18 protein-coding genes and 1 pseudogene are annotated in these 24,864 nt (G+C 53.4%); 12 read left to right on the top strand and 7 right to left on the bottom strand.

The window, feature by feature from the left end:
* The first annotated feature begins 4 nt into the window (after positions 1-4).
* Both FE845_RS02595 and FE845_RS02590 read left to right on the top strand, forming a co-directional pair.
* Positions 5-1,618: a methyl-accepting chemotaxis protein gene (locus tag FE845_RS02595; RefSeq protein WP_200361609.1), complete on the top strand. Its 1,614-nt coding sequence runs from the start codon at positions 5-7 to the stop codon at positions 1,616-1,618.
* 6 nt (positions 1,619-1,624) lie between these two features.
* A complete protein-coding gene (locus FE845_RS02590) occupies positions 1,625-2,488 on the top strand; it encodes a diguanylate cyclase (protein ID WP_227714002.1) in 864 nt (287 codons plus the stop codon).
* On the opposite strand, the pseudogene FE845_RS02585 reads toward FE845_RS02590, so the two are convergent.
* The 4 genes and pseudogenes from FE845_RS02585 to FE845_RS02570 form a co-directional block, all read right to left on the bottom strand.
* A pseudogene (locus tag FE845_RS02585) lies at positions 2,437-3,030 on the bottom strand (ABC transporter ATP-binding protein); the annotation flags it as partial. The gene FE845_RS02590 and the pseudogene FE845_RS02585 overlap by 52 nt on opposite strands.
* Before the next feature lie 14 nt (positions 3,031-3,044).
* Positions 3,045-4,133: a FecCD family ABC transporter permease gene (locus FE845_RS02580; RefSeq protein ID WP_227714000.1), complete on the bottom strand. Its 1,089-nt coding sequence runs from the start codon at positions 4,131-4,133 to the stop codon at positions 3,045-3,047.
* On the bottom strand, positions 4,130-5,116 hold the full coding sequence (locus FE845_RS02575; protein WP_200361608.1) for a FecCD family ABC transporter permease: 987 nt from the start codon (positions 5,114-5,116) through the stop codon (positions 4,130-4,132). Before FE845_RS02575 ends, FE845_RS02580 begins: the two co-directional genes overlap by 4 nt.
* An 82-nt stretch (positions 5,117-5,198) precedes the next feature.
* Positions 5,199-6,155 carry an ABC transporter substrate-binding protein gene (locus FE845_RS02570; protein WP_200361607.1) on the bottom strand — a complete coding sequence of 319 codons (957 nt, stop codon included), beginning with the start codon at positions 6,153-6,155 and terminating at the stop codon, positions 5,199-5,201.
* A 139-nt stretch (positions 6,156-6,294) separates the two neighbouring features.
* Here FE845_RS02570 and FE845_RS02565 point away from each other — a divergent pair, with 139 nt between their 5' ends.
* The 6 genes from FE845_RS02565 (at position 6,295) to FE845_RS02540 (ending at position 14,947) form a co-directional block, all read left to right on the top strand.
* Positions 6,295-7,251 (top strand): LysR family transcriptional regulator, encoded by a 957-nt coding sequence (locus FE845_RS02565; RefSeq protein ID WP_200361606.1) that lies wholly within the window; start codon positions 6,295-6,297, stop codon positions 7,249-7,251.
* 129 nt (positions 7,252-7,380) lie between these two features.
* Entirely contained in the window at positions 7,381-9,402 is a 2,022-nt protein-coding gene (locus tag FE845_RS02560; RefSeq protein ID WP_200361605.1) for a TonB-dependent receptor domain-containing protein, read from the top strand.
* 11 nt (positions 9,403-9,413) lie between these two features.
* Positions 9,414-10,289: an ABC transporter substrate-binding protein gene (locus FE845_RS02555; RefSeq protein ID WP_200361604.1), complete on the top strand. Its 876-nt coding sequence runs from the start codon at positions 9,414-9,416 to the stop codon at positions 10,287-10,289.
* A 121-nt stretch (positions 10,290-10,410) separates the two neighbouring features.
* A complete protein-coding gene (locus FE845_RS02550) occupies positions 10,411-11,580 on the top strand; it encodes an efflux RND transporter periplasmic adaptor subunit (protein WP_200361859.1) in 1,170 nt (389 codons plus the stop codon).
* 2 nt (positions 11,581-11,582) lie between these two features.
* Complete coding sequence (locus FE845_RS02545; protein WP_200361603.1) at positions 11,583-13,517, top strand: MacB family efflux pump subunit; 1,935 nt, start codon at positions 11,583-11,585, stop codon at positions 13,515-13,517.
* 11 nt (positions 13,518-13,528) lie between these two features.
* Complete coding sequence (locus FE845_RS02540) at positions 13,529-14,947, top strand: efflux transporter outer membrane subunit (protein ID WP_200361602.1); 1,419 nt, start codon at positions 13,529-13,531, stop codon at positions 14,945-14,947.
* A 72-nt stretch (positions 14,948-15,019) separates the two neighbouring features.
* On the opposite strand, the gene FE845_RS02535 is transcribed toward FE845_RS02540, so the two are convergent.
* Complete coding sequence (locus tag FE845_RS02535; protein WP_200361601.1) at positions 15,020-16,255, bottom strand: FAD/NAD(P)-binding oxidoreductase; 1,236 nt, start codon at positions 16,253-16,255, stop codon at positions 15,020-15,022.
* 300 nt (positions 16,256-16,555) lie between these two features.
* On the opposite strand from FE845_RS02535, the gene FE845_RS02530 reads away from it, so the two are divergent.
* From FE845_RS02530 to FE845_RS02520, 3 genes are read left to right on the top strand one after another with little or no spacing between them, the layout of a single operon-like run.
* Positions 16,556-18,358: an assimilatory sulfite reductase (NADPH) flavoprotein subunit gene (locus tag FE845_RS02530; protein WP_200361600.1), complete on the top strand. Its 1,803-nt coding sequence runs from the start codon at positions 16,556-16,558 to the stop codon at positions 18,356-18,358.
* Positions 18,358-20,055, top strand: a complete 1,698-nt coding sequence (cysI, locus tag FE845_RS02525; RefSeq protein WP_227713999.1) for an assimilatory sulfite reductase (NADPH) hemoprotein subunit — start codon at positions 18,358-18,360, stop codon at positions 20,053-20,055. The genes FE845_RS02530 and cysI overlap by 1 nt, the downstream gene beginning before the upstream one ends.
* 25 nt (positions 20,056-20,080) lie before the next feature.
* Positions 20,081-20,299 (top strand): hypothetical protein, encoded by a 219-nt coding sequence (locus tag FE845_RS02520; protein WP_200361599.1) that lies wholly within the window; start codon positions 20,081-20,083, stop codon positions 20,297-20,299.
* A gap of 108 nt (positions 20,300-20,407) precedes the next feature.
* Here FE845_RS02520 and FE845_RS02515 read toward each other — a convergent pair whose 3' ends face one another.
* On the bottom strand, positions 20,408-21,883 hold the full coding sequence (locus tag FE845_RS02515) for an amidase family protein (protein WP_200361598.1): 1,476 nt from the start codon (positions 21,881-21,883) through the stop codon (positions 20,408-20,410).
* A gap of 42 nt (positions 21,884-21,925) precedes the next feature.
* Positions 21,926-22,930, bottom strand: coding sequence for a hypothetical protein (locus FE845_RS02510; RefSeq protein WP_200361597.1), 1,005 nt, complete (start codon positions 22,928-22,930; stop codon positions 21,926-21,928).
* A 173-nt stretch (positions 22,931-23,103) separates the two neighbouring features.
* Here FE845_RS02510 and FE845_RS02505 point away from each other — a divergent pair, with 173 nt between their 5' ends.
* Complete coding sequence (locus FE845_RS02505) at positions 23,104-24,858, top strand: autotransporter assembly complex protein TamA (protein ID WP_200361596.1); 1,755 nt, start codon at positions 23,104-23,106, stop codon at positions 24,856-24,858.
* The last annotated feature ends 6 nt before the right edge of the window (positions 24,859-24,864 follow it).

The following is a 24,864-nucleotide window of genomic DNA, read 5'->3' as shown; positions in this document are numbered from 1 at the left end:
CGTTATGAGTCTTACCGTCCGTCAGCGATTGCTGGTGTTTTCCGGATTTTGTTTGATTGCGCTTTCTGGTCTGGCATGGCTTTCGGTGTCAGTGGTAGGCGAAGCCCAGAAGGCAACAGATAGCCTCGTACGGGAACAAATGTCGGATGTTTGGCTGCTGACGGATCTTGATCGTAGCCATCGTCAACTCAAAGACCTTGCGTACAAAATAAAAGCTCAGCTTTTATTGTGGAATGAGATCAGCGAACAGTTCGAGGGAACTTCCGCCGCAATACAAGTGCAATGGCAGTCCGCGCTTGAGAACCCCCGTTTGCAGAACTGGGCAAAGGAGAACATGGGGGCACATCAGGTGGTTTTGGATCTTCTTGTAGCGCTGAAAGAACCGATTGATCAAGCGAGCTACTATTCCGCCGGGAAAGTTGTCGATTTTCAGTTGCATCAGGCGCTTGATCCCATGCTTGCAGAAATTGATGCCCAACGCTCGGTGGGCCGTCAGCAGGCTCATGCAGGGTCAGTATCCCTGATTGCATTCCTCGAACAGAAACAGTACTTGTTGCTCGCAGGCTCGCTCTTCGTGTTGCTGGGCGCCTTGCTTCTGACCTATTGGCTCCGCCGGACTGTGACTACCAGACTTCAGTTGATCGCGGAACGCCTCAGGATTATGGAGGCGGCATCGGATCTTTCCACACCACTGCCGATTTCAGGACGCGATGAAGTAACGGCCGTTGCATTGGCAATCAATGGATTGATTGCCAAGTTCACTGTGTTTGTAGAAGAGGTCACCCACGCCGCTACTGCCTTGCAGCAGCGTTCTGCCAATCTGGATGCACAGGCTGATGCAGTTCAGGCTTCATCACAGCATAACAGCCGGCAAATCCATGATGTAGTTTCATCGATGGGTGCCATTACTGAGAGCGCTAGCCAGATTGAAAGGTCGGCACAGTTTTTTCGCGCGCAGGTTACCGGTGCCGTTAAAGGCAATGATGATGTTCAGATTAAATTGCGGGAGAGTGAGCAGGCCGCTGAACATGCGGTCGAGGTAATCAATCGTGTGGCGGAAGCAATTGAGGCGCTTCGAGGCTCCAGCCAAAAAATCGAACAGGTCATCAGCGTGATTGCTGACATTGCCGAACAGACGAACTTACTGGCTTTGAACGCAGCTATCGAAGCGGCTCGCGCTGGCGAGCAGGGGAGGGGCTTCGCTGTTGTAGCAGAAGAAGTGCGAAATCTGTCTCGCCGAACAGGCGAATCTACCAGTCAGGTGCGTCAGTGGGTTGGTGAGTTGGTTGCCCAGGTTGATGGCGCTCATGGTCTACTAGGCGATACCCGGGAGGCGGGCAATTCCAATCGGGAAACGCTGGCATCGCTTAAAACTCATCTTTCGGCGCTCAACAAAACCTTTGACGACCTGAATCATTTTTCAAATGAGGTCGACGAAGCGATTGATGTGCAGCGTGATGAGATTGGCCGTGTGGGGCGGCGTGCGACTGCGCTGGGAGAAAGCGCTGAGTCACTCGAGCAACATATTGGCAGCACAAAGACGGTTAGTGAGCAACTACGTGAACAGTCCGAATCACTAAGAGCCCTGATTGCTCGTTTCCAGATCCAAGGAGCCTAAGCCAGCATGACTTTGAACGGTCAGACCCAAGAGTTGCAGAGAATTATTGATCGGCAGCTAATCTCTACGTTGTTTCAACCAATCGTGGACTGTCAGGAAAGAAGTGTTCTTGGTTACGAGGTGCTTAGCCGGGGCCCTTATGATAGCCCACTTCACGCAGCGCCCGCATTGTTCCAAGCAGGAGAGCAGTGCGATCAGGTTATTAGTTTGGAGCGCGCTTGCCTCGGACATGCCTGGCAAATTCTGCAGTCGTCGCCTTCAATATTTGCTTTGCCCGTCGTGGAAAACGATAGGCCTCTCGGTCTGCTCCATAAGTGGCGTGTAATGGAGGTATTTAGCTCTACATATGAGCGTTCCCTCAATCAGGCAAAGCCGGTAGACAGTCTGACCGCTCGCGACGCGCTTGTAGTAGAGCATGATGAACCTCTGGAAGGCGTCACTCAGTCGCTTTTGGAGGATGATCTTTACTATCTAAAGCAGCATTTTATTGTGACCAGAGATGGTCGATACATGGGCTTGGGTTCAACGCGCTCTCTACTACGCACGATGACCCAGCGCCGGGTTGAGCATGCCAAGCATGCCAACCCCCTTAGTCAGTTGCCGGGAAATGTTCTTATTCAACGGGAAGCCATGCGCAGGCTTCAGAAAAACGAAGCTTTTACCTGCATTTACTTCGACATTGATCACTTCAAACCATTCAATGATGTGATGGGGTATGGCGAGGGTGATGAGGTTATTCTCTCCCTAGCACGACAGTTATGTGCAGTTTTTGACGGAGATACAGACTGGGTTGGTCACATTGGAGGGGATGACTTTGTGGTGTTACCTTGGCTGGCGAGGGTGCGGATTAGCTCAAAGACCTCAATCTGATGCCCCAGATCTAGAGCAGAGGTGGGTTCATCAAGCAGCAGTAATTGGGTTTCCTGAGCAATGCTCATAGCAATCCATGCTCGTTGCCGTTGACCGCCAGAAAGGGTGTCTAGCGGGCGATTGGCCAAATCACCTACGTCGGCTGCCGTGAGTGCCTTCCTGACAGCACGTTCATCGTCTTCTGACCACTGGCTCAGCCAACTCTGGTGCGGGTGTCTGCCAAACCGGATTAGGTCGGTTACCGTAAGCCCTTCCGGCGCGCTGTTGTCTTGTGGAAGCAGCGCGAGTTTCCGCGCAACGTCCCGTGCCGGCAGGGTGTGAATATCAGCACCATCAAGAACGATGGTACCTTGCCGGGGTTTGTGAATTCGTGCAAGCCCGTTTAACAAAGTGGATTTTCCGCAACCGTTCGGGCCCACGATAGCCGTTACCTCGCCGGTGCGTAGCTCGATATCTAAATGTGGGATTATGGTATGCGGGCCATGAGACATCATTAGGCTTTGAGCAGCCAAAGGAGCGCGTGGGCTGTTTATTTTAGACATGGTCATAAACTGGTTCATCGATTAATGTCCGGCGACTTGTGCAGTAATATCCAGAGCAGATAAGGGCTTCCAGCCAATGCTGCGATAATGCCGACAGGAATTTCTAGTGGCGAGAATACTAGGCGACCCGCCAGATCTGATAGCACCATCAAAATGGCACCGGATAGGGCTGAGGCCGTGAGTGGAATGCTGCCGGGCCGGCTGATTGTGCGGGCCAGTTCGGGCCCGAGTAGTGCAATTAACCCCACTGGGCCTGCAACGGATACTGCCAGCCCGGTGAGTAAAACTGAAAGAATCAACCCTGCCACTCTCACCCGGCCAGAGCGAGTTCCCAAACTGGCTGTTACAGGCTCTGGCAACTGCAGGGTTATCAGTGCGCGGTTCAGAAAAAGCGACAGCGTATAGCCCACGATGAGCCCGATGATAAGAGCATTCACCGCCGCGGGTGCGCGAGCGTTAAGGCTCCCCACTGTCCAAGGATAAGCTGCATTGGCATCGTCCAGTGCAACACTGCTCAGCATAACTTGGGTGATGGCTCCTGAAACGGCGCCAATGGCGAGACCAGCGATAATAAAGCGGTAACCCCGCGTACCGGTTGCTCCGGCCAACCCGAAAGCCAATGCAGTTGCAACCGCGGCGCCGACAAGCGCCATGGTATGAGGGGCAGCGCTGATACCCACCCCTACAACCGAGGCAACCGCAAACGCTGTGGCGGCATTGTCGATGCCGATGATCCCAGGTGTTGCTAACCGGTTGCGCGCCAGCGTTTGCATTAGGCAGCCGGCGAGCGCAAATGAAGCGCCCGCAAGAGCGCCGGCCAACAAACGAGGCCCGCGCAGCTCTTCGAGCACGAAGGTGTGCATGGTGGTGCCTTTACCTTGTAGGGCGAGTATGACGTCTGGAATCGTTATGGACAGCGTGCCCAGTGCCAGCGAACTCAGTGCGCAGGCTAGAAGTATAAGAGTAAGGGTGGCGTTCACCACTATTGATCGTTTGTTGATCAGTAGGCTCCAGGGCCTTGTTGTTGATCGCCAGAGCCAATGACCGGATGTTAAATGCAGAGGCGTCTGCCCAGTGTCCGTTGAATCAAGAGAGGAGTTCATAATGCAGGGATCCTTCTGGCACGGATGATCACCATCAATACTGGTGCGCCTATAACGGCGGTTATGACGCCAAGAGGCATTTCAGAAGGTGTAACCAAAAGCCGGGACAGTGTGTCTGCGGCAATAATCATGGCGGGCCCGATTGGCAGGCACAGCCATAGGGTTTTGCGGATATCTGCACCGGCTAGCGACCGAGCCGCGAACGGAACGACCAATCCGACGAATACCAGTGGCCCTGCAAGTGCAGTAGCGCCGCCCACGAGCAGTGCGACGGCGACAATAACCATTAGCCTGATCAGCCCAGGTTTGTGTCCTAGTCCCATAGCGACTTTCTCGCCAAGGGCTAGTGATGCCAGCGGCCGCGCAACGCCGATTACGATTGCTCCTGCCAACAGCAATGAGGGCATGGTGGCGGTAAGTTGATCCCAGCGTTTACCGGCCAGACTGCCGGTGATCCAAAACCTGATTTCGTCCGCTGCTCTCTGGTCAATGAGCATTAACAAGGAACTCAAAGACAGCAGTAAGCCTGTCAAGGTTGCTCCTGCCAACACTAACCGCACCGGGTCTTGGCCCGCACCTTGAATACGTGTTGCGGCAACAACCAAACCGCAACCGGCGAGGGCGCCGACTTGTGAAATCAATGTGGTTAAGGTGGCTGTGCTGGCGCCAAGCAAAATGGCCAAGGACACTGCAAAAGCGCTGCCTGCACTTACACCCAGCAGCCCGGGTTCAGCTAGTGGATTGCGAGTCAGAGTTTGGAGTAGGGCACCGGCGACGCCAAGCGCCAGACCGGTTGCCATGCCAATAACCAGCCGAGGTAACCGCAATTCCATAACAACATATCGGGCATCTTCTGTTCCCTGTCCGGTCAAAACAGCAAACGCTTGCCCTAACTCTAGCGTTCCGGCTCCAAAAAGCAGTGATGCTAGGCATGCTAGAAATAGCATGACCCAGGTGGCTACATAATTGCTATAGGTTTTCATGAATGGTTCAAATATTAAAAAAGCCCGCCGTGAAGCGGGCAAGCAAAAGGACTCGGTAAAATACTGCGCAGCTATAGCCGGATCAGCGATCGGCAGCTACGTTGTCTATGGTGTTAGCTATATCGTTCAAAATTTCAGTTGCGGCAAGAGGGCCGCTGGCGCTGGTCCAAAGCTGGCCGTTTACGGTGACAACTTGATCCGCCCGGTTTGCCTTCAATCGTTGAAATGCTTGTGACTCACGCGCTGCATCCAGAGCTGCATCGCCGTCCGCGTTTAATGTGGCAAGAAATACCCATTGGTGATCAATTAACCCGAGGTTCTCCTGACTCAAAGGGTGGCTGTGCGGGCGGCCCTCTTTGACGATACCTCCTGAGTTCACGTTGAAGCCGGTTGCCTCTAGTAGACTGGCAGAGAACAGACCTTCAGACATCACGAGCGGACCTTGCGGCATCCAGCGAATGAGCGCTGTTTCACGCTGGTTTGGCCCCAGTTTCGTGTCTACTAATTTTGCGACCTCAGCAATTTTGTTTTCCACGCCGGATATCACTTTTCTGCCTGTTTCAGCCCGCCCTAAGGCCTCTGTGAATAGACGAGTTTCTTGCTTCCAAGTCGTTGGTGTAAAAGCGGGAAAGTTAGGGACTATGGTTGGAGCTATCCGAGAAAGCAGGTTGTATTGCTCTTTGGCCAGTTGTGCTGAAGCCAGAATTAAATCTGGCTTCAGGGCGATGACAGCTTCAATGTTGGTTTCACCTGGCGTACCAACAATCCCGACTCCCTTGGCTTTCGGCTGAATGTATTCTGCAACGTCACTCCCGCCACGAGTAATGATTGCACCCACAGGGTTTATGCCTGACGCAATGGCAGCATCAAGAGCGCCTTCATACAAAGTGACCACCCGCTTTGGTATGCCTTCAATACTCACCGGGCCATAAGCGGTTTGAACTATTCGGGTATCGGCATGGGCTGCCGCGTTGGTAAAGGTTGCCGCCAGCACAAGGCTGATCAGCAGGGACTTAGCCACAAAAAGAGGGTTGGGCATGAACGTGCTCCAGTGAATTTACTGAATGCGGACTTAACCGCCAAAATACTGTCTTTCTCACTAATGATAATTGTTCGTATTATCATTTTGAAGGTGCTAAATTGGCACAAGTTGTTGCATAGTCCGGAACGGAGCATTTATGTACGATCTGAAAGAGTTGGAAGCCTTTGTTTCAGTAGTAAAAACTGGCAGCCTTACGGCTAGTACTCTGGAGCTGAATATTCCGAAATCTACCTTGAGCCGAAGGGTTCGTAATCTGGAGACAACCGTAGGGCAGTCGTTGTTACGACGTGAATCCCGCCGTGTTATCCCCAACGAAGCGGGGCGGGTGTTCTATCAGTACAGTAACGATATTTTGGCGCTGGCATCCCAAGGGCGTGAGGCGTTGGATGAGTTGAGCGAGAAGGTCACGGGCAAACTGGTGCTGCGTAGCCATGAATCGTTGGTACGGGGTTGGTTTTTCGAGCTGGTGCAGTCCTTTTTAGCGCGTTATGACGGATTGAGTGTTTCTATTCAGACTCAAAACGAGGTTCCCGAATCTTTAGATGACGGCGTCTGTGTTTGGCTTGGTAGTCCCGGTGACACACCGTTTAGGCAAAAACCGCTGGGTCACTTGCATCAGGGGCTATACGGAAGCCCGGAATATTTCGCGCGTGTTGGCTACCCCAGTGGGCCAGGTGATCTCAAACACCATGCTTGGGTAGACATGCTAGGTAGTTGCGACTCAGGGCTTGTACTTCAGCATCCCTGCGAGGGAGTTTACCCACTTAATCTGCCGGAAAGCGCGTTTACCGTCGATCAATTCTGTGTTCAAGGCGACGCCATAGCGGATGGCCGGGGTTTGGGGTTAATGCCCCACTGGCTAATAGAGCGTCGCTTGCGGTCGCATCCCGGCACTCTTGAAAAATGTTTGCCTGACTGGCAGGGGCCTGTTCTACCCGTATCATTGCTCTATCCCCATGGAGCCTTGCCGAGACGGGTTCGCGCATTTATTAACCATGTTCTAGATTCTGTACCCGCCAATTGGCGGGTGCCAACGCCAGCGATCGCCGTTGGATCCGTACCGGAATATGGAACACACCGTACCAACATTTAAAGGCTTAACTTGTGGTAACGTTCGCCGCCAATGATATTCATTTGCATCTGGAGCTGATTTCAGCATATTGCTGACCTGGCTTCTGGATGTATTGGTTTCGAGCGTTCTAAAATACACAAGGAGTCTTTTATGCGACGTATTTCTCTATTGGCATCGTCCATTGCACTTGCGGGTACAAGTAGCTATGCCGTAGCTCAGTCTGACCCTATGGAGCTTAGTGAAATAGTTGTCACTGCCGCGGGCTTTGAGCAGAATATTTCCGAGGCACCTGCGAGTATCTCGGTTATTTCCGGGGACGAGTTGGCCAAACGTTCCTACAGTAATATTACCGATGCCGTAAAGAATATCCCGGGTGTATACGTCAACGGCGGAGGCAATGCCAAAGACGTTACTATTCGAGGAATGTCTGAAGGCTACACGCTCTACTTGATTGACGGGCGGCCTGTTTCAGCCGGTCGAAACATCAACACGAATGGGAATGATGGCGGCAAGCAGATTGCCCTTCCACCGGTTTCAATGATTGACCGAGTCGAGGTGATCCGCGGCCCGATGTCGTCACTCTATGGCTCAGAAGCTATGGGTGGCGTTATCAATATCATTACCAAAAAAACGGGTGATGCTTGGTCAGGCTCAATAGCCACCGAATACACCAAGTCATTTAGCGATTTGAATGAAGACTCGCAGCAAGTCAATCTTTTTGCCGGTGGCCCACTTATTCCAGGTTTGTTGGGCGCACAGGTTAATGGAGCCTGGGAGGGCTCCGATGAGTCCCACTTCATTGCCGGCGACGATAATGCAGAAAGCACTCCCGACAAGACGGAGAAGCAGGGTGGCGTAAAACTGATCCTCACCCCAGATGCAGCCAACGAGTTCGGCTTGAGTTATAACTCGTCAACACTCGATTATCGTCACAGCCCCGGCGTAAGTATTGCCGCAGACGCGACCCCCTCTAGCTATGAGTATCAAAAAGACGTTTACGCTCTGACTCATCAGGGTACCTATGGCAACCTCACGCTGAATTCTTACTTGCAACACGATATTTCCGAGCGAATCCAACTTGATGAGAAAAAGGAGGAAATGTCTGTCTTCAATACTCAGGGGACTTGGTTCTTGGGTGGCCATATGTTGACCTTCGGCGGCCAGTACAAGTATGAGGATCTGGTGGATGAAACAAATGGCTTGATAGGCACTCTGGATTCGGCAAGCGCCAGCGTTGATCGCTGGATTGCAGCGGTATATACAGAGGTGGAATGGGCGGTAACCAACGACCTGAACGTCACCACCGGTGTGCGTTATAACGATGATGAGCTGTTCGGTGCGCATTTAACCCCAAGGGTCTACGCCAACTATCAACTGACGCCTGCTTGGACGTTTAAAGGTGGTGTATCGACCGGCTATAAACAACCAAGTCTGCCAGAGGCGACAGAAGGTTTTGGTCGCGGTACCGGAGGCGGGGGGTCTCCTGCACCCTATCCCCGTGCATTGATTATCGGCAACGAAGATCTGGACCCTGAAACCAGCACGAGTTACGAAGTTGGCTTTGTGTTTAATGATCGAGCAGCGGATTTGAATGCAAGTGTGATGCTATTCCACACGGAATTCGATGACAAAATTGCCGAAGATCGTTTGTGTGATCTTGGTGGCGATCGTAACGACCCAACAACCTGGCAGTGCTCGTACCAAGGGCGTGATTATGTGTTTTTGAGCACCCGTAAAAACATTGCAGACGCCATGATGCGGGGTGTCGAACTCACTCTTGATTATGGAATTACCCAAACCGTGACGTTTAGTTCCAGCTACACCTTTACCGACTCCGAACAGCAATCTGGCGAGTTCAAAGGTGAGCCACTAAACCAGATACCGAGGCACATGCTCAACGCCGGTCTGGACTGGCAAAGCAGTAATCTGCTCAACCTTTGGCTAGACGCTAATGTTCGTGGTGAAACCAGTGATTACCTCGGCCGTAATAGCATGTCGAAGGGCACCCCAGGTTACGGCTTCGTCGATGCAGGGTTGGTTTATCAGCTTAACAACAGTGCACGAGTCAAAGCGGGTGTGTACAACCTTGGTGACAAGCAAGTCACTACAGAAAGCTATGGCGTTGTGCTTGATGGCCGTCGTCTCAACCTTGGGTTAACCGTCGACTTCTAATGGGAGGGATTATGGCTTTGTTAAAATCAATTGCGTTCACTGCTGTTGCCTTGGTAGCGCTGTCCGCTGGTGCCATAGCCACTGCTCAGGCTAGTAGCGGAGGCCCAACGGTAGCGAGCTTTGATCATGGTGCGCTGGATACTCTGATAGAACTGGGACTGGCTGAAAAAGTGATTGCGGTACCTCTGACTGGATTGCCAGATTACCTGAGTGGCATTGAGCAAGGCCGCACAGATGTAGGCAACCTTAAAACTCCCGATTTGAATGCCGTTCGTGGGGCGGACCCAGATATTATTTTGATCACTGGGCGCCAGAGCGCAAATCTGGAAGGCCTTCAAGCTATTGCCGAGATACGCAATGTTAGCCTTGAGGGGGGGGATTACCAAACCAGTGTTACAGAAAAGGTCATGGGGCTTGCTGCGCTGTATGATCATGAGAGCGCGGCCCGCGATCGCCTTAGTGAGCTGTGGAGCCACATAAAACGCCGGCGTGAAGCTATATCAAACGTTCCGGAAGTGGTGGTGGTTACTCACAATAATGGCCATTTTTCACTGCGCCGGGAGCCGGTTGTTTTTGAGTTGTTAGGCTTGCAAGAGCCGGCACTTCCTGAGGAGGTGAAGCCAGTAACTCGTGGAACAAGAGTGTTCGTTCCGGTGACGCCGGAGGTTATCGCTAAAATGGCGCCGGATGCCCTGTTGATCGTAGATCGCAGCGCGGCAATCGGCGATGAACCTATGGATCTGAGTAGATTGAAACAGGCACTCAAAGCTGCGGGTTCCAACGCACCAGTAACGGTGCTTGATGCCAAGCTTTGGTACCTCTCCGGGGCAGGCTTACAAAGTACCAAGCTGCAGGTAGATGAAGTGATTGCCGCTATCACCCGGTAATAACGGAAATCATCACCGCGTAAATGTTACGTAAAGCCGGCTTCTAGCCATACTACGCATGCACCTTTTTGCCCATAATCCCGCTCAAGCTCTTTTGTATTCGGAGTGTGTCTTGAATGGAATGGGTGATGAGGTGCGCATGTTTTTCCCAAAAAAGTTTGTCTGGCCAGTGCTGCTTGTTCTTGTGGCTGTAATTGCTGCGGGTTGGTGGCTTCAGAAGGACAAGCAGCCCCAGGAGAATTTACTGACAGTGGCCGTGGAGCGGGGAGGGCTAGAAGATCTGGTGACGGCTACGGGTGTGTTGCAGCCGCGGGATTACGTGGATGTAGGAGCACAGGTCTCGGGGCAGCTTAAGCGGCTTCACGTTGAGGTTGGAAAGGACGTGAAAGAGGGTGATCTATTGGCAGAGATCGATGCCAAATTATACCTCGCCCAAGTAGATGCAATCCGCGCACAGCTTCGTAACCAGAAAGCGCAGCTGATGGAGCGGGAAGCACAGCTTACCCTTGCAGAAATACAGAATCGGCGACAGCAGAACCTTTTACGGGAAGAAGCCACAAGTCGTGAAGCAGCACAGATCGCTGAAGCAAGCCTGAGGTCAGCGAAAGCACAAGTTGAGGCCATCAGTGCCCAAATAGAGCAGACGAATTCAACCCTCCGGGCGGAAGAAACCAATCTGGAGTATGCCCGTATCTATGCGCCTATGAATGGCACCATTGTTTCGATTGAGGCTCGTCAGGGCCAAACTCTGAACGTAAACCAGCAGGCACCTGTACTGATGCGCATTGCTGATTTGTCTGTGATGACTGTTGAGGCACAGGTTTCAGAAGCGGACATTGGCAAACTGAAGCAGGGCCAGTCGGTCTACTTCACCACGCTTGGCAATCAGCAGCAACGCTGGGAAAGCCATCTGGACCGAGTAGAGCCCACTCCCGTAGTCGAAAATAACGTCGTGCTCTATAACGCTGTGTTTGATGTGCCCAATCCGAAAGGTCGGTTGATGACACAAATGACCGCTCAGGTCTTTTTTGTTAACGCCAGAACCGATGACGCATTATTGGTGCCGGTAACAGCCCTGAATCAACGTGGGGCAGCTCCAACAGTTCAGGTGTTAGGTGGTGGCGGTGTAATCGAACAACGGAAGGTAACAGTTGGCGTCTCGAATCGGGTGCAGGTTGAAATTCTGGATGGTCTGGAAGAGGGGGAGCGAGTAGTGAGCAACCCGCGCGGTGAACGTGGCGCCAAAAGTTCATCGGGTAATTCACGCAGGATGCCAGGCATGAGGTTGTAATTATGGCGCAACCGCTGATCGAATTGCGAAATATTACCCGTACCTACCATAACGGTGATCTAGCCGTACAGGTATTGCGCGGGATCAACCTGAGCATCCACCGGGGAGAGTTTGTAGCCATTATGGGGGCTTCCGGATCTGGCAAGTCTACTTTAATGAATATCCTAGGTTGCCTCGACCGGCCATCCAGTGGTCACTTTTGGTTCGATGGGCGCGATGTGTCAAAGCTGGATCGCGATGGTCTGGCGCGTTTGCGCCGTGAATCGTTTGGCTTTGTGTTTCAGAGCTACAATTTGTTGCCGGGTATGTCGGCCAGTGCAAACGTTGAAATGCCTGCCAGCTACGCTAGCCTGCGCACGAGTGAACGTCAGAAGAGGGCGGCCGGTCTGTTACAACGGCTGGGGCTGGATGATCGCATGGACCACCGTCCGGGTCAGCTTTCCGGCGGTCAGCAACAACGGGTATCCATCGCCCGGGCGCTGATGAACGGCGGTGAGATCATCCTTGCTGATGAGCCTACCGGCGCCCTCGACAGTCATAGCGGCCGCGAGGTGATGAAACTACTAAAAGAGCTGTCGGATGAAGGCTACACCATCGTCTTGATCACCCACGACAGCAATGTGGCTGAGCATGCGCATCGCAAGATTGAGATCGCTGATGGTCAAATAGTGAGAGATCCTGGCCCGCCAGATGTCATTGCCAGCCCGCGGCTCCAGCGACAGCCTTTAAAGCACAACCCTTCTATTGTCAGGGAACTCTATCAGGGGGCTTGCACAGCCATCAGCTCCATGAGGGGTAATTTGTTCCGTACCGCACTGACATTGCTGGGTATTGTTATAGGTGTAGCTTCAGTGATTACGATGCTGGCGATCGGTGACGGTGCCCGTGAGGCGGTGGTGGATCGCATCAGTGCTATGGGCAGTAACCTATTGCTGGTGCGGCCTGGTGTTCCAGGGCAAAGGAGGGGTGGGTGGAACATTGCCACATTGGTGCCAGAAGATGTTCATGCCATTAATACCTTGCCGAATATCATTGCTGCGGTGCCTGAACTTACGGGTAACCAGACCCTGCGCCACGCTAATGCTGACCATCAGGCAGAGGTGAACGCGACCTCTTGGCAGTTTCCTATCGTTCGCCAGTGGCCAGTCAAGCAGGGCAGTTTTTTTAATCAGGCAGACGAAAGTGGGTATGCTCCAGTAGCCGTTCTTGGCAATACCACAGCTATAGCGTTGTTCGGGCCAGATAACCCGGTGGGACGCTATATCCTGATGAGTAATGTGCTATTTCAGGTGGTCGGAGTGATGAGTGAGCGCGGGGCGTCGCCCATGGGGCAGGATCAGGATGACGTGGTTCTCGTGCCTTATACCACCGGCAGTATGCGGGTTTTCGGTCAGAGGCATTTGCGCAACGTAACCATTGCGGTGGATGACACCTCGCTGATGGATGAGGTTCAGGCGCAAGTACACCAGTTACTACTTCAGCGCCACGGTGTTGAGGATTTTCAGATTTACAACATGGCCTCATTGATTGATACAGTTTCCGAGACTCAAGACACGTTCACCTGGTTGCTAGGTTCCGTGGCAGCGATCTCACTGTTAGTGGGAGGTATAGGTGTCATGAACATCATGCTTGTTAGTGTGACTGAGCGTACACGGGAGATCGGGATACGCATGGCCACGGGTGCTCGCGCCCGCCATATCTTGCAGCAATTTTTGCTGGAAGCGCTGGCTGTTTCGGCATTGGGTGGTGTGATTGGCGTAGGCCTTGGGCTCGGGGCGGCGGCTCTAGTGGCTCATTTTGGTACACCGATAAGCTATTCTTTGTTGCCGGTGTTACTCGCCTTCGGTTGTGCATTTGGTACTGGGCTTCTGTTTGGCTTTCTGCCTGCACGAAAGGCCGCTGGATTAGATCCGGTTACGGCGCTGGCGGCGGAGTAAAGGGTAAAGAAATGCTTATAAACAAAAGAGTGTGTGAGTTGCGGGCGCTGTTGTTGGCGATTGCCACAGCAACACTCATTGGTTGCGCCGTTACACCCCCAATTGAACGGCCTTCGCTTGAGAGCACGGAAACATGGAATATTCCGAGGGATATTGGGGAAAACAGCGTGGCTCCGGATCGGTTCTGGTGGCAGGCTTTTGGTTCAGCTGAACTGAGCCAGCTTATCAGTCGGGCTTTTGAACAAAGTCCTGACTTAGCGGCCATGGCAGAGCGCGTGTTTCAGGCTGAGCAGCAAGCGCGTATCGCAGGCATCCGCCTGTTGCCGTCGTTGGGACTAACCGGAGCTACAGGGTCTCGGGTTACTGATGGGCGCGGCCCTTCCGAGCGCAGCGAGTCAACCTCTGCCTCCCTTACGGCCAGTTACGAGCTGGATGTGTGGGGTAACCTTGCGGCTAGTCGTCATGCAGCTGAGGCCTCTTTTCGAGCGACCGCGTTTGATTACGACACTGTGCGCCTGACCCTCGCCAGTAGCGTGGCCACTACTTGGTTCCAGTTGTTAGGGTTGGAGGAGCAGTTGCGGGTGGCACAGGAAAACTTACGTATTTCCGAGCGAGTTGAGCGAATTGTTGAAGTGCGCTACCGGAATGGTGCTGCAAACCGCGCTGAGTTGCTGCGCCAGCAAACAGAAGTGCTGAATCAGCGGGCCAGCCTGATCCCCCTGCAACTGCAATACCGACAAACTCGGTCAGCGCTGGCGGTGTTGGTTGGAGCTTCACCCTTGGGTTTTGAGGTGAAATCCGCTGACAATACGTTGTTGACCATGACGCTTCCGTCGGTCGATGCGGGACTGCCGCCGGAACTGCTCACCCGGCGCCCGGATTTGGCACGGGAAGAGGCAAGACTTCAGGCCGCTGATGCCAATGTGGAACAGGCGCGCACAGCTCTGCTGCCGTCTTTTTCGATTGGCTTGAATGCCGGTGTCAACAGTACCAATTTGCTTAGCCTGACGGATCCAGTGAAAACTGCCGGCTGGAGTCTCTCGGTGGTCCAGTCTTTGTTCGACGGTGGACGCCTTGATGCGCAGCAGGCGGTCAGTGAGTCGCAGCGGCGGGAGTTGGTTGAAAACTATCGCAGCACCATCCTGACCGCATTGCAGGAAACCGATGATGCGCTGGATCGCGTGCAGACCAGCCAGTACCGGGAAGAGCTGCAGCAAACCGTAAACGAGCGCGCAGCCCGAACACTTGAGTTGACGGAGCTGCGCTATAAAGAAGGCAGTGATGCGCTGCTTACACTACTAGAAGCCCAGCGCACCCTGTTCCAAACCCGAGATCAACTGGTACAGCTGCGGATATCGCGACTGATAGCTGCGGTGGATCTTTATAAAGCACTGGGCGGCGGATGGGAGAAACAGCAAACCGGTAAGTAAGCCAAGAGCCACAATTACCTCTGGTCCTTAAGTTTGTATTCGCAACTTATGACCATAAACGTGCTATCCGCTTTAACGAGCTTTATGAGCTATATCGCGCTCATGTCCCTTCAGCATGTAATCAAAATAGAAGGGAGGCAGGGCGCGCTTCTTAACCTGCCAATAAAATGCAGACTCTTTAAACGGGCTCAGCGGCAGTGTCGGCGTTACCTTGCCGCCATATACAAACTCTGCAAGCATTACTTTGCCATAGCCAGTCACAATGGGGCAGGAGGTATAGCCGTCGTAGCTTGCATTCAGCTGCCCATCGGCAAGTTGGGCCAAAATGTTGGTAGCCGCTACCGGCGATTGTTTGCGAACGGCCGCCGCTGTTTTCGAGGTGGGCAGCGAACTGCAATCACCCAGACTAAATACGTTCTTGAAGCGCATATGCTGCAGCGAGTGCTGGTCTACGTCTACCCAGCCATCGGCATTTGCCAGCGGGCTGTTTTTCACGAAATCCGGTGCGCATTGCGGCGGCGTTACGTGGAGTATGTCAAAGGATTCGGTTATCTCCTGTACATCTCCATTGCCGTCGGTGAAACGGAATGTGGCTTCTTTTTTATCACCATTTACGGCAATCAAATTGTGATTCATCAGCAGGCCAATATTGTACCGGCGAGCAACTTTCTCCAAATAGGGAACAAAGTCAGGAACGCTGAATAGAGCGCCTCCGGCCGCGTAAAACCTTAACTCACTCTGCCCGGCTATCTGGTTTTTGCGGAAGTAGTCTGCGGCCAGATAGGCGATTTTCTGGGGTGCGCCTGCGCACTTGATGGGTGCGGGCGGTTGGGTGAAAAAGGCCTTCCCTCCTCGAAATTGTTTAATGCACTGCCAGGTGTATTCCGCCAGTGACGGGTCGTAGTTGCTGCAAACGCCGTTGCGCCCCAGCGTTTCCCGCAAACCATCTATTTTGTCCCAATCCAGCTTCAGTCCCGGCGTTACCACTAGGGTGTCATAACCCACTATCCGCCCGTCATCCAAGATAACCCGGTTCTGTTCCGGTTGAAGCTCTTGCGCGGCAGCTCTAATCCAACGAGCGCCTTTTGGTAGTGTTTGGGCTTGAGGGCGAGCAGTCTTTGCGAGGGAGTAAGCCCCGCCACCCACCAGCGTGAGGGCCGGTTGATAATAGTGAACATCGCTCGGTTCAATAATAGCGACATCCAAACCCGGTCTTTGACGAAGCAGGGATGCGGCAACGCTGGTACCTGCAGCGCCTGCACCGATTACGACCACCTGATGCGCCTGTGAAGGTGTGATCTGAGACATGTTGAATACTCCTTTCAAGGAGCATTTTTTGTGGCTCCTTGGGTGTGAAACTAAGAGGCGCTAGCTTAAAAGGAACTCGTTATTCTTCGGAATGATTAAGGTCATTTCGTTTAGAGTCATTTGGAATATGTTTAATATCCATTTAAAACAGTGGGTTAGGCTGTATATCGGAATTTTCGATTTATTTGTCCCGTCTATTTCATTTTGTCGCTCATTTTTTGATTCCTAGAGTGCGTGCAGGTTTCATCAGGTTTGGTTTGAAACCAGTAATGTATTTACAGCCCACACGGATCATCCAACATGACGACAGATCTGAACTCATCTCCTCTTTCGGCGAGCCAGCAGGCGCGGCTTGCAGAGCTTCTTGATGGTATAAACGAAGGGCAGCTTTTTTGGCTTGCCGGGTTTTTGGCCGGTAAATGTGCCGGTGCTTCCGCGAACCCGGGTGCGAACACAGCTGGTGCCGAGAACGCACCTCAGTGTGCAGCTCCTGAACTTACGATTTTATTCGGCTCGCAAACCGGTAACACAGAAGAGCTTGCGCAGCAGCTAGCGGCTCGCGCTGCTGATAAAGGCGTGTCTGCCAAGGTGCTGGATATGGCGGACTACAAGCCCAAGCAGCTGAAGAGTGAGCAGTATCTGGCGGTGTTGGCATCTACCCATGGGGAGGGCGATCCACCCGATAACGCGCTGGACTTCCACGAATTTCTCCACGGTAAGAAAGCACCGAAGCTGGAAGGGCTTCGGTACAGCGTATTGTCGTTGGGGGATTCCAGCTACGAGCACTTCTGCAAAACCGGTCAGGATTTTGACAGTAAGCTTGCGGCATTGGGCGCAACCGCATTGGCTGAACGCGTGGACTGTGATGTGGACTACGAAGATCTGGCTGAAGACTGGATCAATAGGGTACTGGAGACCATTGTTAGCGAAGCAGGTGCCAGTCAACCAACGGCTGCGAGCTCAGTAACGGCAGAGCAAGCGCCAGCCTCGATATTTAGCCGCAAGAACCCTTACGCGGCGGTGATTCTAACGAATCAAATACTCAGTGGCCGGGGCTCCGACAAAGAGGTGCGGCACATAGAGCTTTCGCTGGAAGACTCGGGGCTGACCTACAAACCCGGAGACGCGGTGGGGGTGTACCCGGAAAACAACCCGGCCCTAGTTGACGAATTACTGAATACATTGGGCTTTGATGGCGAACAGTTGGTCTCGGCAGATGAGCGTGAGGTTTCGTTGCGGGAAGCGTTGGCTTTTTACCGTGAAATTACCCTTCTAATACCACCCCTCATGAAGCACTGGGCCGACTTGTCGAATGATGATGCCCTTAAAGCCTTGGTGGCAGATAGCACAGAGCTGAGAGCCTGGACGGAAGGGCGCGACCTTCTGGACCTGATTCAAGCATGGCCAATAACCAAACTGGCACCGCAAGAACTGGTTAACCTGCTGCGGAAGCTACCTCCAAGACTCTATTCCATCAGTTCCAGTCAGGCGGCTGTGGATGACGAAGTGCACATTACCGTCGCCGCCGTGCGTTATTCAAGCCATGGCAGGGATCGCGAGGGTGTCGCTTCTACTTGGCTCTCGGACCGCATGAGCGAAGGTGGGCAAGTGCGGATTTATATTGATCCCAACAAGAAGTTTGCGCTGCCGGATGACAGCAAGCCGGTGATTATGATTGGCCCCGGCACTGGCGTTGCGCCTTTCCGTGCTTTCTTGCAAGAGCGGGAAGAACGGGAGGCAAAGGGCGAGAACTGGTTGTTCTTTGGTGATCGCCGGTTCCGCAGTGATTTCCTTTACCAGTCGGAATGGCTTAAGTGGCGTCGCGACGGCTTGCTTACAAAGCTGGATGTGGCTTTCTCCAGAGATCAGGCGGAAAAACGCTATGTGCAACATTGCTTGAAGGAGAACAGCGCCGAGGTGTGGGCTTGGCTGCAACGGGGTGCCAGCCTATACGTGTGCGGCGATGCAGAAAAAATGGCACCGGATGTACACCAGGCCCTGCTGGATATTGCCAGTGAACAGGGTGGGCTGAATCCGGAGCAGGCCGAAGATTACCTGCGCCAACTAAACCGGGATAAACGTTACCAGCGGGATGTGTACTGATGAGTGAGAAACTGCCTGAAGCCGAAGTAATCAAGCGTGAAAGCAACTACCTTCGCGGCACCATTCTGGAAGGGCTGGCGGATCGCACCACGGGTGCTTTGCCGGAGGACGATACCAAACTGACCAAGTTCCATGGCTCTTACCAGCAGGATCACCGCGAAGTGCGAGATGAGCGCCGCCGTCAAAAACTTGAGCCGCTCTACCAGTTTATGGTGCGCTTGCGGTTACCCGGCGGTGTGCTGACTGCAGACCAATGGCTGGGGTTGGACAAAATTGCAGACGAGTGTGCGGATTCAACCCTGCGCCTGACTACGCGTCAGACCTTCCAGTTCCACGGCGTGTTCAAAGAGCAGATGCAGCCGTTCATGCAGAAAGTACATGCCTTAGGTTTAGATAGCCGAGGCGCTTGTGGCGATGTGAACCGCAACGTGATCAGTAACGTGAACCCCCATCAGTCGCAATTGCACGGGGAGATTCATGAATTGTCGCTGGCAATCAGTGAGCGTTTACGCTGGCGCTCTGCGGCCTATGCCGAGATTTGGTTGGGAGAAGACTGTGTTCAGAAGCTGGGTGAGGAAGAGGAGCCCTTCTACGGGTACAAATATCTGCCCCGTAAATTCAAAATCGCACTAGCCGTTCCTCCGGAAAACGACTGCGACGTGTTCGCCAATGATATCGGTCTGATCGCCATTGTTGAGGCTGGCCAAATTCTTGGTTTCAACGTGGTAGTTGGCGGAGGAATGGGGCTGACCTACGGTGATCCGGCTACCTATCCCCGGCTGGCCACAATGGCGGGTTTTGTTCCCAAGGAGCAGATTGTGGACGCTTGTGAAGCCATCTGCGCCATCCAGCGGGATTTTGGTGATCGCACCAATCGCGCCCATGCGCGCTTTAAGTACACCATTGATGACTATGGTATGGACTGGTTTCGGGAGCGCTTCGAGGAATACCACAAGCAAGCCTTTGAAAAGCCGCGCTCATTTAGCTTGAGCCATAACGGCGACCGATTTGGTTGGGTTGAGGGTGAAGACGGTCATCAGCACTTAACGCTACTCATCCCCACGGGTAGGGTGGCGGATACTGAAAACGGGCTGTTGCGAACAGCGTTGCGTAAGATTGCAGAAGTGCACAACGGCAGCTTTCGTATTACCTGTAACCAGAATTTGGTTATCGCGAACGTATCGCCCGAGAACAAGACTGCCGTGGACGCAATCGTGGAAGAGTACAAGCTCGATGCGGGAAACCGCAGTTCGCCCTTGCGCCAGAATTCCATGGCCTGTGTCGCTCTACCAACCTGTGGGCTGGCCATGGCGGAAGCCGAGCGCTTCCTACCCGAGTTTGTGACTCGCGTAGAGCGTGTTATGGCAGAAGAGGGGTTGGAGCCCGATGCTATCAACCTCCGCATTACCGGTTGCCCGAATGGCTGTGCCCGCCCGTATTTGGGCGAGATTGCGCTAACGGGTAAGGCGCCGGGTAAGTACAATCTATACTTGGGAGCTGACTTCTCAGGCCAGCGTATGAACAGGTTGTATCGTGAAAATATAGATACAGATACGGTACTTAATGAACTTCGGCCGCTGTTTCGGTTGTATCAGCAAGAGCGTTTTTTTGAAGAGCGGTTTGGTGATTTTTTAGTGAGGACTGGTATTGTGGAGGAAGAGCGCACACCGGCGATGCTGCACCAACCTTTGAAATAAAACCGGGCCGCGCACAAGGAGTATTATGAGTGACGCAGAAACCAGAGAGTGTGAGCGCCTCGCATTTGTGGCGGGTAGAGATGGAGTACCTGCCGCTTTGGCGTTTGCGCAGCAGGGTGTTCGGCAATACACCGCAGCCATTCGCGAGGCGGAATCGGGTGGAAACCAGTATGGTGCGGCCTACCGAGATAGCCTGAGCGCGTCGCTTACTGTTTATCACTCTTATATTGCGAAAAATGAGTAAGTCATAAAACGCAAACCTCTGGATAACATAGCCGAAGTCGGCGGCATGCGGCTTCAGGAGCCTTGTATTGGCCGGTAGGCTCTCTGCGCAGGGTTGTCCCGGAATTCTTCAAAATCCCTTTGGGACCTCGAACCCGGCCAACCCAGCCTCTTCAAGCAGCTGTGCGAAGCCAATGGTGGTCAGGTCCATTCCCGGTGCCCCGATCACTTGCACGCTAAACGGTAGACCGTCTTTGGTGCGCCCAATGGGCACAGAGGTAGCCGGCAAACCCAGCAAAGTGGCAAAGGCAATCCAACAGAACTGATCCATATAGGCGCGGGGTTGTCCGGCAACGGTAATGCGGCGCTTAAACACCGGTTGGGTGTGGTCGTGTCGGATGGCAGCAGTGGGCGTGATCGGCGTTAGCAGTACATCCACCGCCTCAAAGAGGGTTTCTATTTCTGCACGCATCTTTTCCCGCATTTCGCTCATGGCCATCCACTGGTAGGCGGGTTGGTTTGCTCCGCGGCCATACTCGCCAATGAAGGGTGTCATAGGGCCGAAGAAGGTTAGCCACTTTTCCAGCCGGGCAATCCATTTTAGTTGGCGGCGCTGGGCAGGCTTTAGGGAGGTGCTCAGAAGGCTACCCAAAAAATTGAAGTAGGCAGGCAATGTGTGTTCAAGGCTCAAAAGGGGATGCGTGGCATCGGCTACAAGAGCGCCATGATTCGCTAGCTGCTCGCCCAGTTCGCGGTAGCCGTCTGTCAGTTCCTTTTCCACCGGACACAGGGGGTCTTCCAGCCATAGCCCAACCCGTGTTTGTTTGAGGGTTTCCAGTCGTGAGGGGGCCATTTCTAGTTGCCAGCACCGGCTATCAACGGGTTTGGGGCCGGCAATGACTTTGAATAACAACGCCAGATCTTTTGCATTCCGGGTTAGAGGGCCACCTTCAGCCAAGTCTGGTTGTGATTGTGTGCCCGGTGGTCCGGGAATATGCCCGCGAAAAGACACAAGCGTTCGCGATGGTTTATGCCCGAAGACTCCGCAGAAATGTGCGGGAATACGAATTGAGCCCGCTAGGTCACTGCCCACCTCTAACGGCGTCATACCTGCCGCCAACGCTGCAGCCGCGCCTCCGGACGAGCCACCGGGGGTGTGGGCCAGATTATAGGGGTTGTTGGTTACGCCAAATAACTTGTTGTAGCTTTGCAGGTCTGTGGCGTACACAGGTACGTTGGTCTTGCCCAGAATAATCGCACCGGCATCTTCTAGGCGCTGCACCACGTCTGCATGGCGCTCAGGCTTATGGTTTCTCAGTGCACTGGCGCCAGCGGTGCATGTCATTCCTGCTACTTCCCAGGTGTCCTTTAACGTGATGGGCAGGCCGTGCAAAGGGCCCACTGCTTCGCCAGAGGTGCGTTTCTGATCCGCCTGCCGCGCCTGTTCCAACACGCGAACTTCGTCAAGAGTAACAACGGCATTCACTGCCGGGTTATGTTCGCGGATTCGTGCGAGTAGATCGGTTACCAGCTTTTCGCTGCTCAGGGTTCCAGCTTCAAGCTGGGCTAGTAGATTGTGGGCTGGCTGATAATGCAGAGGATCCATGTCACATCTCTTGTGGCTATCGTTTTTGTTGTAATGGGCGGGCTAGGGTAGTTGCTCCCGCCAGCGCTTGACGCGGACTTGGCCTTTAATGGCGTCAATAATCTCAATAATGAGCGCGATCAAAGCTTCGTTCCTTGCTTCGTGATTCCGTTCATCCGGCCCGCTTATAAACGCGTTTACTATGTCTTCAATAAACGCATGATTTGCAGAGGAGGCCAGATCTTCCAATATCTGTTGGATAACGTTGGCTACGATATCGCCCACCGCATCCTCTAGGGTTTCCTGAATGGTCGAACCCACCACGGGCAGGTATTTCAATCTCGACAATTCCACATTCTGCTTCAGTGCATGGTCTACACGGTCCTCAAGGTAGGTTCTCAGAGCGCCGCGATTGGGTACATAGCCTTCCTTCGCCGCTTGAGCAACCCGCTGGGATATCCAGCCGGATAACATCTCTCGACGCGGGTACAGAATATCGTTCTGTATTTTCTCGAAAAGCGGCGAACCCAGCGTTATCTCGTGCTGCACACCGCTCAACACCTTGGCCACAATGCGGTCTGATAACTCCTCCATAAAGGCTTCGTAGTAGAAGTTTATGAAGCGGTATATTCCGGTGTCGGTAACGTCAATGATTTTGTATTGGTGCAGGCGGTACACAATGGAAATAACCCGCAATATCCGAAGGAACCGCAAGCTTCCTACAGGTATACAGCCCACCAGATCATACCAGTGGATAAAGGGGTAAAAGTACCAGCGGTCGTATACTTTGGCCTTGATTGCATAGCCCCAACGCATAAAAAATTCAGCCAAAAAGACAGCAACGAACATGGCATCGTAAAAAATGAAGTTCTCATGGATTGGGTGATAGGCCGCCTGAAGCGCCGGAAACTGCTCCTTCATTACGTTCTGTATGGCAACGAAGTTGTAAACTGAATCCCAGATAATGAACGCGAGGTTGATGATGATCAGGCCCAGCATCAGGAAGTCGATAATCAGCCAGATAAGCTGGTGGCTGGATTTCAAATTCTCGCGGTTAATTTTCAGCATTCGCTGGTATCCATCCTCTGTGGTGTAATAGCCTGCGCAGGTCGTCCGACAGATTAGCGCATTTGAACCGGGCCGACGACTTGTCTGGCCGCAGATTAACTTGACCGGCCGCCGTTAAACTCTCACGCTTGAGCGATAATCACTTCTATTGCGACCAACACTGAAACAGCCGGATGCTATCACTTGATCACATTTTGAAATCGGGACGGATTCGGCTTCTGGGCCTGCTGCTTCTGCTGTGGTCTTCTACCGGCTTGGCGCAACAGGTTGAGGTTCATGTCAACGGCGACTACCCACGCCTGAAGGAAAACGCCGAAGCTTTTATTGGTGAGGTAGAAGGTCGCAGTGCCAGCAATCTTAGGCGCTACGCATCGACCGCTGTTAGCCAAGCTGGCAAGGGGCTGCGAGCGTTAGGCTACTACAGCCCAACTATAGATTGGGAGGTAGAAGACGGTGATTCAGAAGAAACGGCCCGCCTAATTTTGGATATAACCCCTGGTGATCCGGTGCGTGTGAAATCCCGCACGGTTGAAATTCGGGGGGCTGCTGCAACGGATTCGCACTTCACCGATAACCTGCCCGATCATCCCGCCGAAGGGGATATACTGAATCACGGCGATTACACCAGCCTTCGAAACGTACTACAAACTCGTGCTCGGCGCAGAGGCTATTTTGACGGTCGTCTTGTTACCCGCACCCTTAAAGTTGATCCGGAAGCTCTGGAGGCACACATTACTCTGGTTTTCGAGAGTGGTGATCGGTACCGGCTTGGCGCCGTAACCTTTGAAGAGGGGCATTGGTTCGAAAGCCGCCTTCTGCATGAATTTGTGACTTTTGAGCCGGGCATTCCCTATCACGCGGATGAAGTCGCAAAGCTCAACAGCGACCTGCTTGGCAGTGGGTATTTCTCGGGCGTGGATATTGATGCCGGGCCTTCGAATGCCGAGAACGGAGTTATTCCCGTGCAAGTAGGTTTGACCCGCCGGGATCCCCGTTCCATTTCGACAGGTCTTGGTTTTTCCACGGATGTGGGACCACGCTTTCGTGGCACTTGGCGGGAGCATTGGATTAACCAGATGGGCCACAAGCGGGGCGCAGAAACGGAACTCTCGGGGCCAAGGCAAAACCTGAGCACTTGGTATGAATTGCCGTTGGACCCTCCCATGACGGACTTAATCCGATTCACAGCGGGCTATCAGCGTGAGGATATAGAGAATGTTGAGTCTGACCTGCTAACGTTCGGGCAACAATGGCAGCACCAGCTCGACAACGAGTGGCTACAGGTGTTGTCTTTGCGCTGGGAGGGGGAGCGGTTTAACATCGGAGACGATGAAAAAGGCACAAGTACGCTTTTACTACCCGGGATAGGTTATTCCAAATTGCACGCCGACTCGCCGCTGGATCCCTCTCGTGGCTACCGCTTGCAGTTTAATGTTACCGGCTCTCACAGGGCGGCGCTTTCCAGCGTGGATATCCTGCATATAAATGCCGTTGCCAAAGGTTTGTTTACACTCGCGGGTAAGCATCGCTTTTTATCACGGGTTCAGATAGGCGGCGTCGGAACCAATCGGTTCGAGGATGTACCGCCGTCCTTGCGCTTCTTCGCCGGTGGTGACCAGAGTGTGCGTGGCTACGGGTATCAGACTCTCTCGCCTGAAAACGACAACGGGGTTGCGGTGGGCGGCCGTTACACAGTGGTCGGCAGCGCAGAATACCAGTACCAGTTTGCTGAAAAGTGGCGGGCGGCTCTCTTCGTTGACCATGGCAATGCCATTAACGATTTGTTTGACCCTCTGGCCACAGGTGCGGGTGCCGGCATTCGCTGGATTAGCCCGCTAGGTCCGTTGCGTCTGGACATCGCCAAGGGCTTAAATCCTGAATTTGGTGGCGAGTGGCGGGTTCACTTCTCCATGGGGCCAGAGTTGTGACGGAAG

This window comes from Marinobacter sp. 1-4A (assembly GCF_016597725.1).
Classification (GTDB): Bacteria; Pseudomonadota; Gammaproteobacteria; order Pseudomonadales; family Oleiphilaceae; genus Marinobacter.
Note: the sequence above shows the minus strand (reverse complement) of the source record. Positions and strands in the feature narration are given on the sequence as shown.

Bases quoted from the DNA above. Each gene is read 5' to 3' on its own strand.
- FE845_RS02595 (WP_200361609.1), top strand. From the start codon at position 5: ATGAGTCTTACCGTCCGTCAGCGATTGCTGGTGTTTTCCGGATTTTGT.
- FE845_RS02590 (WP_227714002.1), top strand. From the start codon at position 1,625: ATGACTTTGAACGGTCAGACCCAAGAGTTGCAGAGAATTATTGATCGG.
- FE845_RS02580 (WP_227714000.1), bottom strand. From the start codon at position 4,133: ATGAACTCCTCTCTTGATTCAACGGACACTGGGCAGACGCCTCTGCAT.
- FE845_RS02575 (WP_200361608.1), bottom strand. From the start codon at position 5,116: ATGAAAACCTATAGCAATTATGTAGCCACCTGGGTCATGCTATTTCTA.
- FE845_RS02570 (WP_200361607.1), bottom strand. From the start codon at position 6,155: ATGCCCAACCCTCTTTTTGTGGCTAAGTCCCTGCTGATCAGCCTTGTG.
- FE845_RS02565 (WP_200361606.1), top strand. From the start codon at position 6,295: ATGTACGATCTGAAAGAGTTGGAAGCCTTTGTTTCAGTAGTAAAAACT.
- FE845_RS02560 (WP_200361605.1), top strand. From the start codon at position 7,381: ATGCGACGTATTTCTCTATTGGCATCGTCCATTGCACTTGCGGGTACA.
- FE845_RS02555 (WP_200361604.1), top strand. From the start codon at position 9,414: ATGGCTTTGTTAAAATCAATTGCGTTCACTGCTGTTGCCTTGGTAGCG.
- FE845_RS02550 (WP_200361859.1), top strand. From the start codon at position 10,411: ATGGGTGATGAGGTGCGCATGTTTTTCCCAAAAAAGTTTGTCTGGCCA.
- FE845_RS02545 (WP_200361603.1), top strand. From the start codon at position 11,583: ATGGCGCAACCGCTGATCGAATTGCGAAATATTACCCGTACCTACCAT.
- FE845_RS02540 (WP_200361602.1), top strand. From the start codon at position 13,529: ATGCTTATAAACAAAAGAGTGTGTGAGTTGCGGGCGCTGTTGTTGGCG.
- FE845_RS02535 (WP_200361601.1), bottom strand. From the start codon at position 16,255: ATGTCTCAGATCACACCTTCACAGGCGCATCAGGTGGTCGTAATCGGT.
- FE845_RS02530 (WP_200361600.1), top strand. From the start codon at position 16,556: ATGACGACAGATCTGAACTCATCTCCTCTTTCGGCGAGCCAGCAGGCG.
- cysI (WP_227713999.1), top strand. From the start codon at position 18,358: ATGAGTGAGAAACTGCCTGAAGCCGAAGTAATCAAGCGTGAAAGCAAC.
- FE845_RS02520 (WP_200361599.1), top strand. From the start codon at position 20,081: ATGAGTGACGCAGAAACCAGAGAGTGTGAGCGCCTCGCATTTGTGGCG.
- FE845_RS02515 (WP_200361598.1), bottom strand. From the start codon at position 21,883: ATGGATCCTCTGCATTATCAGCCAGCCCACAATCTACTAGCCCAGCTT.
- FE845_RS02510 (WP_200361597.1), bottom strand. From the start codon at position 22,930: ATGCTGAAAATTAACCGCGAGAATTTGAAATCCAGCCACCAGCTTATC.
- FE845_RS02505 (WP_200361596.1), top strand. From the start codon at position 23,104: ATGCTATCACTTGATCACATTTTGAAATCGGGACGGATTCGGCTTCTG.